This window comes from Paraburkholderia sp. RCC_158 (genome assembly GCF_041355255.1).
GTDB classification, from domain to species: Bacteria; Pseudomonadota; Gammaproteobacteria; order Burkholderiales; family Burkholderiaceae; genus Paraburkholderia; species Paraburkholderia graminis.
The window spans coordinates 41,092-56,296 of sequence record NZ_JBFUPM010000019.1; the positions used below are offsets into that span (position 1 = coordinate 41,092).

A 15,205-nucleotide genomic window follows, 5' to 3' on the forward strand; every position below is an offset into this window, starting at 1 on the left:
TGTGGGGACGCTCCCCACAGGGGCGTTCCTTCGCTTTTTTTTAACGAGGAACGCAATGAACCTGAAGCACGACATGTATGCACGAACCGAAGCGCTCACCGTTTCTGTTCGTCCTGCCACCCGGCGCACGGGCACAGTCCATAGCTACGTCCTGAACGGCACGCTCCTGCGTGACGTTCTCGTCGGCGGCGAATGGGTAACTCACCACGCCAGCATCCCTCTCGAATCGCGGGCCGCGTAAGCGGCTCGCTCTCCACGCTAGGTTAATTCCATGCAAAACCTGATCATGCTGCTCATTGCAGCGGGTAGTTCATCGCTGTGCGCCTGCACGATTCAACCGCAGGCCGAGGTGGCGCCCTCAAGGCACCTCTCAACGATTGTCATCCAGCAGCCGCGAGGTGAACCGGGTGACTTCATCATCTGCAACGACGGTCGCGTGCTGGTCTTCCCGGTTGCGCACCCTAAAACCTGTTCCTGATCCGCAAGGCCCCGACCTCGAAAGAGTGTCGGGGCCTTTCGCATGGAGAGCCTTCATGAAAAAGCAGATCACAACCGCAGCGGCACTCGGCGCATTGCTTGCCGTTGCATGCCTGTTCTGGGAGCAACAGTCGGCGGCCGCTTTGTCGACCACGACCGGCAAAGCGACACGCGCATCTCGCGCGAGCCAGTCGCCGTTCGATCGGCGTTTGAGACTAGCCATGTCTACCGATCTGCGACGCGCCTCGGGTCGCGACGATTGTGTGACGACCTAACCTCTGACGCATCTTTTACTCACCCGCCGGGGCAGGCCCCCGGACGGGGACAGCCTGTCGGCAACTTTCTTCTGGAGCAGGCTGATGACTTATTCGTGCAGTGATTTTTTTGACGACGTGATGCGGTGTCTCGCTGATTCTGGCGCAATCGCAGCCAGTGAGATTCCGGAAAATAATCTGGGCGCCGCCGCGGATCTGGCGATGGCGGCAATCGTTACGATGCATCGCGCGAGCCTGTCCGCGAACTTCGTCCGTGAACTACTGGGTGAAGTTGGGACCCTTGGCACGGTAGCCGAAGAAAATGGCACCGAGGCGCTCGCATTTCTCTTCTATCTCCAGGCCGCGATATTTAACGACACATTTGTCGAGGCGCGAAGCCACGACGACTCTGGTCTGCTTGAGCTCGTCAGGCGTCTTCCGTCAGGCGCCACCTGGATGAAGCATATCCAGGTTGCGCAATCTACCTAGTCTGCATTCTTAAACGACTCTTTTCTATCCCTTGCGGGGCATGCCCGCGAGGGGCTGCTCCGCCCTTTTTTTGGAGCGGCAAATGACTATAGGGCCACGCGTTCCCGGCATGCCGGTGCAGCAGAAAAACGCTCATGTGGATGACGGGCTCGTCGTGCGGGTCGGCATCCCTCATAGTGGCGGCCGGCTTGCGTTCCACGCTTTCAACGAGGGCTACCCGGCGATGGTGTCGGCGTCCGCCTTCTGGAACCGGAAGACCGGCCAATTCCGCATCCCGCGAGCGACGGATCTCACGGAAATCGACTTTGCCCTGGATAGCGCTGGTTTTTCGGCGATGAAGCTTTTTCAGTCAAAGGGTGGACAAAGCGGAATCGCGGGAGTCTATCCCTGGACGATGGAGCAGTTCGTCGAACTGGCATCCTGTTCAGGGGCAGCCTGGGTCGCCCAGCCGGACATGTGCTGTGAACCGGAGCTCGCAGCGGATCAGGATGCAGTCGACTATCGGGTGAACGCAACGGCGACATTGCTCGAGGCGATGCTGCGGGTCGTTTATGCCTGGCAGGATCAGCTAGCGGCAAGTTGTAGCGCCGACGTTGTGCAGAACACTGTCCGGATTCCTGTACCCGTTGCACAGGGTTGGAAAGTTGACGATTACCGACGAAGCATCGACCTGTTGCTCCAGGTCTGGGAGCGGTGGATGCCGTGGGTTGCGGCGCCGGTTCTTATCGGTCTGGGTTCGGTCTGTCGGCGGCACCTGACCGATCGCCGGCACGGGCTGTTCGCCATCCTGGAAGGCCTCGAAGCGCATCTGCCGGCCGGCACCAAACTTCACCTGTTCGGCGTAAAAGGGCAGGCCCTCGAGCGCGTCAAGATGTACGACTGGGTCGCCAGCGTCGATTCCATGGCACCGGACTTTGCCGCCCGCGTGAAAGCGCGGCAGGCGGGAACGCCCAATACCATTGCTCACCGGGCGGCCGAGATGGACCGTTGGATGAGCAGTGCGTCGCGTCGGGCCGCTCCTCGGAGCGGCGATCAGTTTCGCCTTTCGTTCAACGGCTAGGCGCCGACAGTGTCTTGATCAGCCCGCGGGTTCCTATGGAACCCCGGGCTTTTTTTTCGTCTGGGACGGGCAGCGTCCCATAGCCACGTTTGCCGGGGGCGGGTTATCAATGCGCTCGGCATATTCTTGGAGCGACTACGCCGCGGCAATTGCGCGAAAGTGGCAATTTGTCATACCTTACGGCAGTCACAGGTTCAAAGGACTGGTATGCCAGCGCAATGCACATTTGCACTCAATGGATTGAAGGTCTCGACGCTCCTATGCAGCGGTTTTGGCGGAGTAGCGGCTTTCTCCGGCAATAAGGATCACGTCGATAACCCTGCAGACACTGCTGTCGTCGGCGCTGGCCCGATCCCGAAGGGTCGCTATTACATCATCAGGCGCGAGACAGGTGGGCGACTAGGGCGCGTTCGTGACCTCGCGCTGGATATGTGGTCAAACAGCAACCGCGCGAGTTGGTTCGCGCTGTACAGCGCCGACGGCAAGATTGACGACTGGACATTCGTGAACGGCGTGAAGCGCGGCAATTTCCGGTTGCATCCGAACGGCCGCTGGGGTGTCAGCGACGGCTGCATAACGCTCCCGTCGCAGGCGCAGTTTGACCGTCTAAGCGCCTACCTCCTGTCTCAGCCGTCAGCGGTGATCCCCGGCACGGCTATCCCCTACTATGGAACGGTGGACGTGCGATGAAAGGTCTCCTGCGCGTGGGCCTTGCGGTCCTGCTCACCCCACTCGTCTTCATCGGCCTTTCGCGAATTGACCCGCTTGCGCGCTGGGTCGGTAGCGACGCCGTATGGACTGCGCTGACGCCGTTATTTCGTCTATTCGGCGCCGCTGGCATGGAAGGCGAAGAAAGCGTAGTGCTCTGCGTGCTGCTCGCCGTCAGCTTCATCACTGCTGCGCTCCTCGTCTGCATTGCATCGGTGTTGATTCAGAGGCAAAGGCAGGGCCACGCAGCCCGGTAAGCGCTCCGCAATGTTCCAGTGAGTATGTGGGTGTCACCTGCGATCTGTGTGTTGAGTGCGACAGGGCGGCTGCTGTGCGTGCCGGGCACGCGCGCCATAGACTTAAAGGGCGTCGATGCTGACGTCGAAGAAGCCGTTGCATCCGGTGCAGCGGAACAGGCGTCGCTTCAGTTCAGCCGCCGTCCGCTTCCTTGTCCGTTTGAAACCGTGCGGTCGCGCCTCGACCTGCTTCAGGCAATGCGGGCAGTCCATCAACGGCCATGGAGCTTTGAGACCAAGCCGCACTCGCCGTTCAAAATCGCCCGTCGCATCCAGTACAAGTAGCCACTCCCGGAATCGCCTGACCCAGGCCTTTACTATTTCAGGCGTCGTCCCGAGTTCGTCTGCGGCGTGAGCAAGCGGCCGGTGCTGCGAAAGCAGGGGCAGGAACCTGTAAAGGATGTCCTTGCGCAACATCTTGGCTAGCGGCGTACGGGTCGCGCGCGAGTACAACCTTGCGCACGCACGGCACTGGAATTGAGGCAGAGGCGAGCGCGCGCGCTTCGTAGAGGCAAGTCGAGTGTTGTCGCTGCCGCAATGCGGGCACGGCGGCGGTTCGACATTGTCGGAGAGGGTCCGGTCGACGTGGCTTTTCAGAAAACGCGTCAGTTCCTTGTCCTCGACGTGGCGTCGCGGAAGAGGACTGGTGTGACGCAGCGGGCTGCCGAAATCGAACCGGTCTGCATCGAGAGCCGAGAGCAGCGGCGTTAGCACCGGCACCGGCACCTTGCGGGGCTGCGTTCTGACCGAAGCAGATTCGACACGCGGCAGATCCGGGGCCTCGAGTCCGGCGCGTCGGCGGCGCTCGGCCGCGTTGAGCGCCAGGTCATTGGCCACGATGACGGGTATGTCACCGCCGGTCGATGCCGCGTCCAGCGGCCACACGTAAGCGCACGACGGACACTTCGCCCGACGTTTGTCGTCGGCGCTGAACCCTCCGTTGTTCAGTTGCCCATCATGTCCGCATTTCGGACATTCGCCGTGCGGGCGGTACTTCAGGCCGAGCCTGACAAGCGGCGTCCAATGGCCATCGGGATCGTGCAACGCGATGAGTTGCCGGAAGCGCATCAACCAGTTCGAGACGGCGCCGTATTCGACGCCCAGACGCCGTGACACCTCCTCGAGCGGCACCGGCTGGGACAGAAGCCGGAAGAACTCGGGCATTTTCTTCGCGAACCGGAGGCGGGCAATGGGGCTGCCCGTCAGTCGTGTGTACAAACGACGGCAATCGACGCACCGAAAATACGGCACTGCATGATAGTCGTTCGCCCGCTGGTGCAGGCGGCCGCGAGCCCCTGCGCAATGCGGGCAGCGCGGCACCGGAGTCGCGCCAGCCGAATGGAGCTCCGCCCAGAGGCTACCGACGAAGGCGGTAAGGGCGGGATTTTCTGTGTCGCCGTACTCCCGCGCTCTACCGTGCGTGATTGGCTCGTGCGCATCGAAGACAACGTGAGGGCTAAGGGAGCGCGCCAAGCGCCGGGAAGATCGTTCTTTCAGTAGGCCTGCCATCTCGTTTGGCGATCTGCAATAAGCGGTAATTCTAGGAGATATAGAGGTGCACGTCTGGCCAGAGCGCGGTGAGCTCCGAAACGGCCGTTTATCGTACCGGTTCGTGCGGATCGGCGTCGTGAGAAACCTTGAGCATCAAGACTTCCCCACAGTCAAACGACATCCCGCGCGGTATTCACGCATCATCTTCCTGATTTCTTCCCGACGTAGGTCGGGATCGAACTTCCTGGCTTCGACGATGTGTGCGATTAGGTCATCGTCTACGCTTTCCGGCAACAGCAGTTGCATATCGCTCAACGTTAGATATTCGACGGCGTCCCCACTATCGCCAAATTTCTCGTAGCATCGGGCATAGAGTTTAATGGTGTCGCAAGACAGGTTTGTTTTGTTCGCTATGAACTGGTAGAAGGAACCTCTTGCCTGCTTCCGTATCGCGGGCGTATCTCCGTCCCTGGCGACGCAATCTGCTTCGTAACGCTGAACGAGAAGGACGATGGCTCTTCCGGCTTCTGTGTGATGGCGCCTGGCGCCGCAGACGAGCCGCAGATAAACGATGGCAGTTGTGAGCGTATCTGGTGTGTCGTCTAGCGCAGCGTCGTGTTCCCCGGTGCTTTCGTCTCGTCCCGTAACCTCATTCATCTTTGCTCCTCGCATTGTCTGGATAGCCTTATCAGCTTTCGGCCGCATCCTGGAAAACTTTAAGCAGATCGTTGCGCAGCTCTGATACGTCCATTTCGTTACGGGCGCGTGTAAGGCCCACATACAGCAGGCGCTTCTCCTCGTCGGTAAGCGTAGTGCGTCCGTCATCGTCCGTCTTGAAGCGGAAATCGCCGCAGACCTTGACACGGTTCCATTCAAGTCCTTTGGCGCGGTGGATAGTCGACACGACGTAGTCGGCCTCCGCTTCGGGGCTCGCGCGTGACAGCATGTCGCGCAGGAAGGCGGTTCCCTCACGGTCGATGATCTGAACGATTGGCAACAGATCGCGCCCGGCGTAGCTCGACGCATACTCCTGCACGTCGCGCCACGTCTCAAACAGCGCCAGCGACGCCGGGCTGTAGGTGCGTTGACCCCGCATCAGGCGGTCCGCGCCGTCAGCAAATGCGAGGATCTCTTCAATGTTCGCGCGCACCGCGACCTTATGCCCGCTTTGCAGGCCGTTTGCCAGGGTTCCGATGACGGTCACGTTCTTGCGGCAGAGGATGGCGTCGAAGCTACGGGCAGGGTCATACTCCTCGAAGAATGCAGACGTTATGTGGGGCTGGCCGCGAAGCGGTACCCGCTCGCCCAGCAAGGTTAAAACCGGGGACGCAAGCGCGGCAAAGTGCGGTCCGAACCGGAACGACTCGGTGAGCGCGCACTCCCGGGCCTTGATCAGATCCATCGCGTTGACCGCGCCGCGCCACTCGTAGATCTGCTGATAGGGATCGCCCACGTAGATGACCTGCGCGTGCTGCTGGCGACGCAGGACCGACAGCATCAGACCGTCGCTGTCCTGCGCCTCATCGAACAGGATGAAATCGGCGCCGATCTGCGGCCGCGACCGCTCCCACGTCTTCAGATACGTGTCCGGGGTGATGGCGGTCTTTCCCTGCGGGTCAATGCTCTCGTTCCAGTGTCGTACCACAAAGGGCAAAAGCATCGCGCGCAACTCGTCGGCCGACTGTTCGGTGACCATCTCGTCGACTGGAATGTGCCACGCTTCTGGCTCGTCCTGAGCAGACCGGCAAAAGCGCGCAGCGCCATCTGCAACGAGGCGGCCGATCTGGAAGGCGGATAGCTCGACGTTTTTGCCAATAATCGTCGGAACGCGGACGGGGCCGAGCCCGTACCTGGCAGCGAGAAGGTGAGGCGGCTCCTTTGGAAGATTCAGCCGCGCGGTCAACGCCTTGTCGGTGGCCCGGAAGGCGACCGAGTGGACCGTCTGACACATGACGTTGCGCGGAAACTTCCGCCTGGCTTCCGCCGCAATGTCCTTATTGAAGGCGAGGTACTGGCCACGCTTCGTGCTGAACCGTTCGGCGATCATCCCGAGCGTCGAGGTCTTGCCGGCGCCGGCGTACGCTTTGACTTTTACCGTAGCGCCGGAGGCGACCGTCTCGAGCGTGTCGAGCTGTTCGTTCGTCGGCTTGATTGTTTTCATGCGCTCTCGAATGATGTGGGCAGCGAAGGGCTGTGATGCGGGTTACGGGACACACGAACTCCAGGACATTCTGACCGGTCGCGCGAGTGCACGCCCCGTCGAAAGACGGCGTAATAGCACCGCCTTTCGGGCTTGTGAACCGGCCGACCGCGTCACACGCCTAGCACAGCGCGTTAGCTATATCGCGCGGCACGGCAACTGGCTCGGCGTGACTGGTGTGTACTCGCGTATGCCCAGCGACGACGGATTCAGACCTGATGGCAACACGTTCCCGGAACAGACCGCGACCCGTTGTAACATGCGTCGCCTCGTATGGATTGCCACGCTTGATGTAGTCCCCAACGTCGAAATCGATTGGAAACAGCGACGACTCTTCGCCGCTCTCGACGACGAGCCGGATGGCGTTCAATGGAACACCGCGCAGGTGAGTATCCAGAATGCGATTCAGGATCTGGTCCCGGACGATGGATGACTCCATCGGCCCCTGGTACTCGGCCTTCGTCTCAAGCAGATGGACAATCGCCAGACGCTCAGTTGTTGCGGTAAGCGCAATGCGGAACTGAAGGGCGCATGGCCGGCCCATTTCATCGGGATAGGCCATGTCCGTGAATGATGTCTTGTATGGCATGTAGCACTCCGAACAGAGGTTGTGCCGGCACGGAAGAACCGGCAAGACCAGCCTACGGAGTGGGAAGCGAAGTCAAGTCGTCTGGGCGCTGATGGTGTCGCGGATGCGGATAACGGTGCGATGACTGACGAGACCCAGCATTGCGCTCGTCTGTTCGTTGGTGCGGCCAGCCAGCAGCTGACGACGCGCGAAGGTATTGCGCAACACGCGCGGGCTCATGTCCGGCGCAGCAAAGCCGATCGTGTCCAATGCGTCGCGGACGATGGCGCCGAGGAGCACATCGTTGATCGGCTTGTCATCTGTGCGCGGCGCGGGGAAAACAAGTGCGCCGTCAGGCGACGGATGAAGCCGTTGCCATGCCGCAAGCGCGGGCGTCGAGAAAGCGGGAAGGGCAACAGTCCTCTCGAGGCGTGCGCCTCGCTTCGGGACGGACACCTGCGGCCTTATCCCTTCGATGACAACGTCGCGCCATCGCGCGCCGCGAAGTTCGGCCGCAGTGAGGCCCGCGCCCAGCAGCAGCGCTACGACCGCGCGGTTGCGGCAAAGGCGGGCATCGTCGCCGGCGTCGGGTTGGACATAGCGCTGGAGGGCGGTGTCCGCGTCGGCATCGAGAAAGAGCGGTTCAGGCTCGTCCTCGGGCCAGGCGGCCGAGAGCGCGAAGGTCGCCGCCGGATTGCTGTGACGCAGGCCGACGTCGACCAGATGTCGGCACAGCCGGTCGATCAGCTTGACGTAACGCAGGCGCGTGGTCGTCCCGGGCGCACAGCGGTTTTCGACATCGTCAAAGAATGAATCAAGGTGCTCGGGCCCAAACGTCGCGAGTGTCACCCCTCGGGTGAGCAGATGGCGCAGGAACCGGTCGAACATCGCCTTGTGCTGCACGATCGAGCGTTGGGAAAAACGGCGGCGGTCCGCGCCGGCCGCCTCCGTCGTCTGCCAATGCAGATAGGCGGCGTGCGGCTCCGCTACCCAGAGATGCGATTCGTTCATGGCATTCAGCACCTTATATACTGAACTGGCCTCAACCCTGCACCTGGCGAATCTCCGATCCGCCATCCTGCCTCCAGGAAGAGGGGGCTGTCGTACCACCCTCATAGGCGACGGAGATAGCACGCAGGCATGCCAGCGGACCGCCCTGGACGATCGTGGCGGCGCACGCGAGCATCAGGTTAAGGGGAAGCTCAAAGTCCTCAACCAGATAGCCGCGGTCGCAGACATCGCCGAGCTGTGTCGCGCTGCATGGCACGCGCTCGCGCAACGCGGTGACATCCTCCCTGTAAGCCCAGATGGGCTTGCCGAGCGCAGCCGCATATCCAATCTCAAACGCGGTGCCGCTGTCGGGCTCGCCCGCGCCGCGAAAATCTGCCACGTTGGCCATGACGATATCCGCGCGTCCGATCGCGGCGAGGTTGGCACGATAGATCCACGCAGCTTTTTCCTGCGGTGACAGGTCCGCCGGCCCCAGTGCATCGAGCGGGTAGAGGCCCTCGAATCCGGCATCCGCGCACATGCGCTGAAGCGAGCGACCGTAGTCGAGCGCATCGACGCGGAAAACGTCGAACCCAGCGAGATAGATCCGGGCCTTGGCAACGTCGTGCCGCGCCCCACTCATTTTGTGATGCGGAAGCGTTCGAGGTCCTGATCCTTGAGCCAGCGCGGCGCGCGGCCGCGCCCGCTCCACGTCTCGCCGGTCTCGGGATTGCGATACTTCGGCGCCACCGGCACGCCGGCATCTCTGCGGCGTTTCCCAAAGACGTCTTCTGGCGAAAAACCGAATTCCGCGACGGCTTCGCGTACCCGTTCGAGCTCGGCTGCGGCCTCTTTCTTGCGGGCTTCGGCGATCAGCTTTTCGAGTTGCTCCTTCTGCGCAAGCAGATTTTTATAGCGTTCCATGTGGTTGAATTCTCGTTGGGTATGATGGACGATTCTACCAGGCGCGAGTTGCTGTCAAGTCTGCTGCTGGTCACGCTAACGAGCGCGCGTTCGACATTCACTGCAACAGGTACTGATGAAAAGAATTGCTGTCCGCCGCTCGGGCGTTCACGGTCGCGGCGTCTTTGCGCTACGCCCGATCAGCGCGGGCGAACTCATCCTTGTGTACGCCGGCACGGTCATGAGCTGGAAGCGGGCGATCAACCGGCATCGCCGTTTCGGCAAGGAAGGCCACACGTTCCTTTTTGGGCTGACCGACGGGCGGGTCATCGACGGCTCGCTTGGCGGCAACAGCGCGCGCTGGCTCAACCACGCATGTGTCGCGAATTGCGAAGCTGTTGAGTCCGATGGAAGGGTGCACATTCATGCGGTCTCGGATATCAAGCCGGGCCAGGAGCTTTTCATCTCATATGGGCTGTTGGTAGAGGGCCGCCTGTCGGCAGCCGTGCGGGCGCAATACGAGTGCCGATGTGGTCACCGTCGATGTCGCGGGACGATGCTCGCCGCAACCACCTACCGTGGGTAGCCGATGCGGTCTGGTGGCGCCGCGGTTCGTTCAGCACGCAGACGTTCACGAAGCAGGACCTTCTCGACGACCGGCAGATCCGCGGCGAGCTCGTTGCATTTCTTATGGGCGAGCGCCAGATTGGCGAGCCGCGACGTGCCACCGTCTTTCTCTGATAGCAGGTGTTCAAGCGTGGCGTCTTCATTTTTCAGCGCGGCACCACAGTAAAAGCAGTTACTCCCGTCCCGGGCCCGTAAGCTCCTCAGACGCGATGACCGCTTCTTCTGACTGGGATTAGTGGCGTCTCGCGCTCTGCATGAAGACGACGGCGCTCCGTTTCCGAGTGGCCGCGTGAGCCTGATCGTCATCGGTGTCATGTGGACCAGTTCAGCCGCACCTTTCCCGAGTAGAGCCATTGCGCGTTCAAGCGAGCAGTTCGACGCAGCCAGGCCGGTTTGATCCAATACCGAAACCGTAGACATTCCTGCTTCCGTTTGCATACCAGGAGCGACGCCGGGCCATCGACAGTCACCTCACGACCCGGCAGTGTGGAGCCGCGATTGGCATCGATCAGCCGCGACTTCCCAGCGCACGTTCGATCTTCTGGTCCGTCTTGTACTGGCTCAAGGCGAAAACGGACCAGATCGCCGCGGGAATCCAGCCGATTATTGTCAACTGAAGCAGCAGGCAGATGATCCCGGCGAACGGGCGACCGATGGTGAAGAACTGGAGCCACGGCAGAATGATGGCGAGCAGTAGACGCATTTTTGTATCCTTTTGCTAGAGTGAATTTATATCGACGGGAGCCACTCGAGATAATCGTAGTATTGAACGGCAGGACCGCACCGGATCTTTAATGAAACTTAACCGCGGCGGCAGGCGCGCTGCTGCACCAACGCTGCCGAGCCCGATCCGCGGCTGCGAGTTGGCATGGTGCGGTATAGAAACTGCTGGATGAGGGCGGGGCACTGCAACGGGGCCTTGTATGCGCTTATCCAAGCATTCACTTGTGGACTACCCGCGCGCGGGCTCGAGAGGACTGCCATGACCCGAGATCAGTTTGTTCAACAGCTTGCGATGATGCTCCGGGATTTGCCGCGTGGCACCGCCGCTAACCTGAACGAGTGCATGGTTGCTTACTGGAGCGGAAGCGAGGTTGTGTTTGCGTTCCTATGTGAGCGTGGAACGGACGCGATCGAGGAAGAGTTCGACATAGACGACTATGTCTGGGAGGACTGGCAGCCGACGTTTGAAAAGTGGATATCGTCTCCTTCCTTTAGCAATCGCCCGGAGGTGCTCGCATGGCTGAGCGACGCGCCTCCGCACGAGGCCGGCGAGTGACATGGGGCGCTGGAGCCGGGCTAATCCTGCACGTGTCGCCGCGCGAGCGGATCAAAGCGAAGGTGGACCGCCGGCGTTGATACAGCCGCAACTGGCGACACTGGTGGACCGTCCGCCGAAGGGCGGCGACTGGTCCTACGAAATCAAGTTCGACGGTTATCGCGTGATGACCCGTATTGAGGGAGGCGTCGCGACGATCTTCACCCGCAATGGCCATGACTGGACTGAGCGAATGCCGCGTCTCGCGGATGCCTGCAATGCGCTGCAGGTCGATGACGCGTGGCTCGACGGCGAGGCTGTCGTGCTCGATTCAAGCGGTCAGCCAGACTTCAATGCGTTGCAGAACGCCTTCGACCGGCGCAGCACCGCAGAGATCGTCATGTTCGTGTTCGACCTGCTTTGGCTCAACGGAACCGACCTTCGCGAGCAGCCGCTGCGAACGCGCAGAGCGCTGTTGAGGGAGCTGATGGCGCAACACACGTCCGACGCTATCCGATTCTCCGAAGACTTTCCGCAGGACCCGGTCTCGCTCGTCGCATCGGCTTGCAAGATGAAGCTTGAGGGCATCATTGGCAAGCGCGGAGACGCGCCGTACCGTTCCGGGCGGTCAGCAACCTGGGTGAAAATCAAGTGCTACCTTCGCCAGGAATTTGTCGTCGGCGGCTTCACGCGCGCAAGGGGCGCGCGCTCGGGTGTGCATTCGCTGCTGCTCGGCGTGCACGAGAAGGATGGCTCGCTGCGCTACGCCGGTGGCGTAAGGCCGTATTTCTCATCCCGCGCGGCCACCGCGTTCGTCGCCCGAGCCAACGCAGTGCGCAGCGACAGCGCGCCATTTTACAACCCTCCCAAGCCTGAAAAAGAACGCGATTATCTTTGGCTTAAACCGTCGATCGTCGTTGAATGTTCGTTCCTTGAATGGACCCCGGGCGGCGAAGTCCGGCACTCCGTGTTTCATGCGGTCCGCGATGATAAGCCAGCGGCCACAGTGACCGAAGAGGCCATGGTGCCGATTGAAGGCGGTGAGCCAGTGGAAGTCGACGCCGGCTCGACTCGCGAGGTGCCGGGGCCGAAGGGAAGTCTCAAGATCGCTGGGCTTCGTATCACGAATGCGCAACGAGTGATGGACGAAGTCACCGGCCATACGAAGAGGGAGCTGGTCGAGTACTACGCGGCCATCGCGGAGTGGGCGCTGCCGCATCTACACAACCGCCCCCTTGCACTTGTGCGGGCGCCAGACGGCATACAGGGCGAGCTTTTTTTCCAGAAACACAGCGAGCGAGCGAGCATTCCCGGCATCGAAGAGCTGCCGGCTGAACTGCATCCGCGTCATCCGCCGCTACTCGTCGCTAATACGCCCGAAGCGCTGGTGGGCCTCGCGCAGATGTCGGTCGTTGAGCTCCACACATGGAACGCCGTGGCGCCGGATCTCGAGCGCCCCGATCGCATCATCTTCGACCTTGATCCGGACCCGGCGCTGCCTTGGACCGCGATGCTGGAAGCCGCCGAGCTTCTGAAGGTTGTGCTTGACGAGATCGGCCTGCGCTCCTTTCCGAAGACGAGCGGCGGTAAAGGCTTTCACATCGTTGTGCCACTGACGCGCCGGCAGGGATGGAACGAGACCAAGGCCTTCGCACACGCGGTTGCGAGGCACATGGCCAAGGTCGTGCCGCAACGATTCTCGGCAGTGCTCGGGCCGAAAAACCGCGTGGGCAAAATCTTTATCGACTACCTGCGCAACAGTCGCGGGGCGAGCACGGTTGCCGCCTTCTCAGTGCGGGCCCGGTCAGGGATGGGCGTGTCGATGCCGTTCTCGTGGGACGAACTGAAGCAGGTGACGCGCGGCGATGAATGGACGATGCGTAAGGCCGTTGAGCGTCAACGGTCGCTGAGAGCTGACCCGTGGCACGGCTACTGGCAGACCCGGCAGGGCGTCACCGCGACAATGCGGCGGGCGGTGGGTATGGATTAACTGCGCGGGGCCGCGACGGACCTGGCGAGGTCCTCCGACGCCGAGCATCGGGCAACACAGACGGCCGACGGGCTCACAGCGACCCACAAGGGACGGTCGATTTACCTCAGAACGGACGCTCAACGGGCACTCCACCAGAGCAGCTATGCTGGAATCTCAGTCCGTAGCAACGACGTCCGGCTTCACGGTTTTTACGCGCTGCATCTCAGGAGACAGTCGAGGAAATCCAAAGCGGACAACCGTGGATCAGCCGACATCCGATCCACTTATGCCACAATTGCCGCGAAATCTAGAGCTGACGGCAAAGGCTGGTCCGCCGCGCCATGGCAAAGTATCCGGTGAAAAACCATGCTTAAACGCGACGTACAAGCGGTCTTGGATTCTTACTATGCAGATGCGCTTGCCGTGGCAAAGCCCGGCTTTATTCAACATTTTCGCGAGCTGTCGGCGCCGTTTCTCCTTAGCGTATCTCAGGCTTACCTCGATGCGCCCGTCCGCGTGATGTTCATCGGGAAGGAAACTAACGGTTGGTGTGGCAAGCTGGGAGCCTTCTACGAACGTTCTGACAGGATCGAGATCGCGAAAGCTCGCTACGAGAGTCAACACTCCCGTGGTACAGGTCGTAGTGAGTTGTTGCGGCAGTGGAAGCGGTTCGCTAATGCGTTCGCACGAGGCGATCGAGCGGCTGTTTGCTGGAACAATCTAATGAAGATGGACTGGTACCGCCCGAAGCGCGGCTTCTCTCGAACCTCGATTGATCATTCCGCGCATTTATTCAATTTCTCGGTGGCGGCCGTCCAGGTTGAGATCGAGCTGCTTAAGCCAGACCTAATCATCTTCGGTACCGGCCACGCGTACGATTGTGCTCTGAAAGCTGTCCTGCCGACCCGTCAGAATGTGAAGGTTGAGCCAAAGGCGCTGTGGCACTTCCAGTCAAATGGCATCGAGTGTTTTAGGACATTTCATCCAGGTGCGCGGGATAAGCAGGCCCCAAGACCAATCAAAGAGTACTACCAGGAGGTAATCGACACCGCGTCGAAGGCGTTTGCTGTGCGCCTATCGATGCCGAGTGCTTCGCCATAGGCTGCCGTTGTCTCAACGTTCTTCCGCACGGTCGTACAGCGTACTGATGCTGTGTTGACGAGCCGGAACGCGGCCCATCCGTTACGCCTCATGCTCACGCGTCGTCTAGTCGCTTGAACAGCTCTTTGTGCTGAGAGTAGATAACGGCAAGTCGAGACCCGTAGTCACCTTCCAAATATCCTTTCGTTCCCGCTGGCTTGCGGGCCGCCCGGCACTCTACTTGTCGTCTTTGGACGAGTTTTATCCGTACACGCTGCTTCATGACTTGTGCGATGTAGTGGGAATCGGCCGGTCGATTGTGCGCGATTCACGGCCCCGTGTCGAATAACCGTTCTTGGCCGACTGGTGCCCGATGCGGTCAACTGAAGCCGTTTGGGGAGCGTGCCTCTCGGCACCCAAGCACTCAGCTATCTGCGCTCAATTCGAGCAGCGGATTGACTATTTTCAGGACGTCTGCAACGCCTACAACTCTCGAACCCTCAACTACTTCAACGCGTCGACCGAGCCAAAACGTGTGTGGGTATGCTCCAGGCGATAATAGCCAAACCTCCGCCTCACATTGCTGCCCGGTGCAGACGCCAGTGGCGTCCACGAATTCGTGGTGTGCAGATGACCAGTAGTCAGTGCGCACCTTGTAGATCGGACGATAGCCTGAAACGACCTCCTTCAACGAACCGTCTGATCGATGCTCTGTTAGGGAGAAGTTCACAATCAGGTCGGGCGGACGAGGTGGGCGGGACATAAACTGATTCGCAGTAGCGGGGGTGTTGAAACGGCGATTGTCATCGATTTAGCTCGCCGCGTCGAACGT

The 15,205-nt window shown here is 60.8% G+C and carries 20 protein-coding genes; 11 read left to right on the forward strand and 9 right to left on the reverse strand.

Features of this window, described 5'->3' with window-relative positions:
- Positions 1 to 55: 55 nt before the first annotated feature.
- The 7 genes from AB6809_RS27735 to AB6809_RS27765 all read left to right on the forward strand — a co-directional run bounded on the left by AB6809_RS27735 (position 56) and on the right by AB6809_RS27765 (position 3,245).
- Positions 56 to 241: a hypothetical protein gene (locus AB6809_RS27735; protein ID WP_371027584.1), complete on the forward strand. Its 186-nt coding sequence runs from the start codon at positions 56 to 58 to the stop codon at positions 239 to 241.
- Between the two features lie 30 nt (positions 242 to 271).
- A complete protein-coding gene (locus tag AB6809_RS27740) occupies positions 272 to 478 on the forward strand; it encodes a hypothetical protein (protein ID WP_371027585.1) in 207 nt (68 codons plus the stop codon).
- Positions 479 to 533: 55 nt separating this feature from the next.
- A complete protein-coding gene (locus AB6809_RS27745; protein WP_371027586.1) occupies positions 534 to 752 on the forward strand; it encodes a hypothetical protein in 219 nt (72 codons plus the stop codon).
- An 84-nt stretch (positions 753 to 836) separates the two neighbouring features.
- Positions 837 to 1,220 (forward strand): hypothetical protein, encoded by a 384-nt coding sequence (locus AB6809_RS27750; RefSeq protein WP_371027587.1) that lies wholly within the window; start codon positions 837 to 839, stop codon positions 1,218 to 1,220.
- A 109-nt stretch (positions 1,221 to 1,329) separates the two neighbouring features.
- A complete protein-coding gene (locus tag AB6809_RS27755; protein ID WP_371027588.1) occupies positions 1,330 to 2,280 on the forward strand; it encodes a hypothetical protein in 951 nt (316 codons plus the stop codon).
- 207 nt (positions 2,281 to 2,487) lie between these two features.
- A complete protein-coding gene (locus tag AB6809_RS27760) occupies positions 2,488 to 2,970 on the forward strand; it encodes a DUF2778 domain-containing protein (RefSeq protein WP_371027589.1) in 483 nt (160 codons plus the stop codon).
- Entirely contained in the window at positions 2,967 to 3,245 is a 279-nt protein-coding gene (locus AB6809_RS27765) for a hypothetical protein (RefSeq protein ID WP_371027590.1), read from the forward strand. The genes AB6809_RS27760 and AB6809_RS27765 overlap by 4 nt, the downstream gene beginning before the upstream one ends.
- A gap of 102 nt (positions 3,246 to 3,347) precedes the next feature.
- Here the strand turns inward: AB6809_RS27765 and AB6809_RS27770 are convergent, their stop codons facing one another.
- The 7 genes from AB6809_RS27770 to AB6809_RS27800 form a co-directional block, all read right to left on the reverse strand.
- On the reverse strand, positions 3,348 to 4,448 hold the full coding sequence (locus AB6809_RS27770; protein ID WP_371027591.1) for a DUF746 domain-containing protein: 1,101 nt from the start codon (positions 4,446 to 4,448) through the stop codon (positions 3,348 to 3,350).
- A gap of 480 nt (positions 4,449 to 4,928) precedes the next feature.
- On the reverse strand, positions 4,929 to 5,432 hold the full coding sequence (locus tag AB6809_RS27775) for a hypothetical protein (protein ID WP_371027592.1): 504 nt from the start codon (positions 5,430 to 5,432) through the stop codon (positions 4,929 to 4,931).
- 31 nt (positions 5,433 to 5,463) lie between these two features.
- Positions 5,464 to 6,936 (reverse strand): 3'-5' exonuclease, encoded by a 1,473-nt coding sequence (locus AB6809_RS27780; protein WP_371027593.1) that lies wholly within the window; start codon positions 6,934 to 6,936, stop codon positions 5,464 to 5,466.
- Positions 6,937 to 7,096: 160 nt separating this feature from the next.
- Positions 7,097 to 7,564, reverse strand: a complete 468-nt coding sequence (locus tag AB6809_RS27785) for a hypothetical protein (RefSeq protein WP_095423902.1) — start codon at positions 7,562 to 7,564, stop codon at positions 7,097 to 7,099.
- A gap of 72 nt (positions 7,565 to 7,636) precedes the next feature.
- Positions 7,637 to 8,554, reverse strand: coding sequence for a site-specific integrase (locus AB6809_RS27790; RefSeq protein ID WP_095423903.1), 918 nt, complete (start codon positions 8,552 to 8,554; stop codon positions 7,637 to 7,639).
- Positions 8,555 to 8,585: 31 nt separating this feature from the next.
- On the reverse strand, positions 8,586 to 9,176 hold the full coding sequence (locus tag AB6809_RS27795) for a nucleoside 2-deoxyribosyltransferase (RefSeq protein ID WP_095423904.1): 591 nt from the start codon (positions 9,174 to 9,176) through the stop codon (positions 8,586 to 8,588).
- Positions 9,173 to 9,457 (reverse strand): H-NS family nucleoid-associated regulatory protein, encoded by a 285-nt coding sequence (locus tag AB6809_RS27800; protein WP_095423905.1) that lies wholly within the window; start codon positions 9,455 to 9,457, stop codon positions 9,173 to 9,175. Before AB6809_RS27800 ends, AB6809_RS27795 begins: the two co-directional genes overlap by 4 nt.
- A 115-nt stretch (positions 9,458 to 9,572) precedes the next feature.
- On the opposite strand from AB6809_RS27800, the gene AB6809_RS27805 reads away from it, so the two are divergent.
- Positions 9,573 to 10,022, forward strand: coding sequence for an SET domain-containing protein (locus tag AB6809_RS27805; protein ID WP_095423906.1), 450 nt, complete (start codon positions 9,573 to 9,575; stop codon positions 10,020 to 10,022).
- On the opposite strand, the gene AB6809_RS27810 is transcribed toward AB6809_RS27805, so the two are convergent.
- Positions 10,010 to 10,483, reverse strand: a complete 474-nt coding sequence (locus tag AB6809_RS27810; RefSeq protein WP_157763917.1) for an HNH endonuclease — start codon at positions 10,481 to 10,483, stop codon at positions 10,010 to 10,012. The two genes, AB6809_RS27805 and AB6809_RS27810, sit on opposite strands and share 13 nt — an antisense overlap.
- An 88-nt stretch (positions 10,484 to 10,571) precedes the next feature.
- Complete coding sequence (locus AB6809_RS27815; RefSeq protein WP_095423908.1) at positions 10,572 to 10,766, reverse strand: YqaE/Pmp3 family membrane protein; 195 nt, start codon at positions 10,764 to 10,766, stop codon at positions 10,572 to 10,574.
- A gap of 279 nt (positions 10,767 to 11,045) precedes the next feature.
- Here AB6809_RS27815 and AB6809_RS27820 point away from each other — a divergent pair, with 279 nt between their 5' ends.
- From AB6809_RS27820 to AB6809_RS27830, 3 genes are all read left to right on the forward strand, one after another.
- Positions 11,046 to 11,342 (forward strand): hypothetical protein, encoded by a 297-nt coding sequence (locus tag AB6809_RS27820; protein WP_095423909.1) that lies wholly within the window; start codon positions 11,046 to 11,048, stop codon positions 11,340 to 11,342.
- Between the two features lies 1 nt (position 11,343).
- Complete coding sequence (ligD, locus tag AB6809_RS27825; RefSeq protein ID WP_095423910.1) at positions 11,344 to 13,311, forward strand: DNA ligase D; 1,968 nt, start codon at positions 11,344 to 11,346, stop codon at positions 13,309 to 13,311.
- A 348-nt stretch (positions 13,312 to 13,659) separates the two neighbouring features.
- On the forward strand, positions 13,660 to 14,394 hold the full coding sequence (locus tag AB6809_RS27830; RefSeq protein WP_371027594.1) for a hypothetical protein: 735 nt from the start codon (positions 13,660 to 13,662) through the stop codon (positions 14,392 to 14,394).
- Positions 14,395 to 15,205: the final 811 nt, after the last annotated feature.

What these genes read in the sequence shown, in the direction of transcription:
- AB6809_RS27810 (WP_157763917.1), bottom strand. Translation starts at nt 10,483, where the DNA reads ATGTCTACGGTTTCGGTATTGGATCAAACCGGCCTGGCTGCGTCGAAC.
- AB6809_RS27795 (WP_095423904.1), bottom strand. Translation starts at nt 9,176, where the DNA reads ATGAGTGGGGCGCGGCACGACGTTGCCAAGGCCCGGATCTATCTCGCT.
- AB6809_RS27745 (WP_371027586.1), top strand. Translation starts at nt 534, where the DNA reads ATGAAAAAGCAGATCACAACCGCAGCGGCACTCGGCGCATTGCTTGCC.
- AB6809_RS27820 (WP_095423909.1), top strand. Translation starts at nt 11,046, where the DNA reads ATGACCCGAGATCAGTTTGTTCAACAGCTTGCGATGATGCTCCGGGAT.
- AB6809_RS27740 (WP_371027585.1), top strand. Translation starts at nt 272, where the DNA reads ATGCAAAACCTGATCATGCTGCTCATTGCAGCGGGTAGTTCATCGCTG.
- AB6809_RS27780 (WP_371027593.1), bottom strand. Translation starts at nt 6,936, where the DNA reads ATGAAAACAATCAAGCCGACGAACGAACAGCTCGACACGCTCGAGACG.
- AB6809_RS27765 (WP_371027590.1), top strand. Translation starts at nt 2,967, where the DNA reads ATGAAAGGTCTCCTGCGCGTGGGCCTTGCGGTCCTGCTCACCCCACTC.
- AB6809_RS27800 (WP_095423905.1), bottom strand. Translation starts at nt 9,457, where the DNA reads ATGGAACGCTATAAAAATCTGCTTGCGCAGAAGGAGCAACTCGAAAAG.
- AB6809_RS27805 (WP_095423906.1), top strand. Translation starts at nt 9,573, where the DNA reads ATGAAAAGAATTGCTGTCCGCCGCTCGGGCGTTCACGGTCGCGGCGTC.
- AB6809_RS27815 (WP_095423908.1), bottom strand. Translation starts at nt 10,766, where the DNA reads ATGCGTCTACTGCTCGCCATCATTCTGCCGTGGCTCCAGTTCTTCACC.
- AB6809_RS27830 (WP_371027594.1), top strand. Translation starts at nt 13,660, where the DNA reads ATGCTTAAACGCGACGTACAAGCGGTCTTGGATTCTTACTATGCAGAT.
- AB6809_RS27785 (WP_095423902.1), bottom strand. Translation starts at nt 7,564, where the DNA reads ATGCCATACAAGACATCATTCACGGACATGGCCTATCCCGATGAAATG.
- AB6809_RS27755 (WP_371027588.1), top strand. Translation starts at nt 1,330, where the DNA reads ATGCCGGTGCAGCAGAAAAACGCTCATGTGGATGACGGGCTCGTCGTG.
- AB6809_RS27735 (WP_371027584.1), top strand. Translation starts at nt 56, where the DNA reads ATGAACCTGAAGCACGACATGTATGCACGAACCGAAGCGCTCACCGTT.
- AB6809_RS27770 (WP_371027591.1), bottom strand. Translation starts at nt 4,448, where the DNA reads ATGCCCGAGTTCTTCCGGCTTCTGTCCCAGCCGGTGCCGCTCGAGGAG.
- ligD (WP_095423910.1), top strand. Translation starts at nt 11,344, where the DNA reads ATGGGGCGCTGGAGCCGGGCTAATCCTGCACGTGTCGCCGCGCGAGCG.
- AB6809_RS27775 (WP_371027592.1), bottom strand. Translation starts at nt 5,432, where the DNA reads ATGAATGAGGTTACGGGACGAGACGAAAGCACCGGGGAACACGACGCT.
- AB6809_RS27760 (WP_371027589.1), top strand. Translation starts at nt 2,488, where the DNA reads ATGCCAGCGCAATGCACATTTGCACTCAATGGATTGAAGGTCTCGACG.
- AB6809_RS27750 (WP_371027587.1), top strand. Translation starts at nt 837, where the DNA reads ATGACTTATTCGTGCAGTGATTTTTTTGACGACGTGATGCGGTGTCTC.
- AB6809_RS27790 (WP_095423903.1), bottom strand. Translation starts at nt 8,554, where the DNA reads ATGAACGAATCGCATCTCTGGGTAGCGGAGCCGCACGCCGCCTATCTG.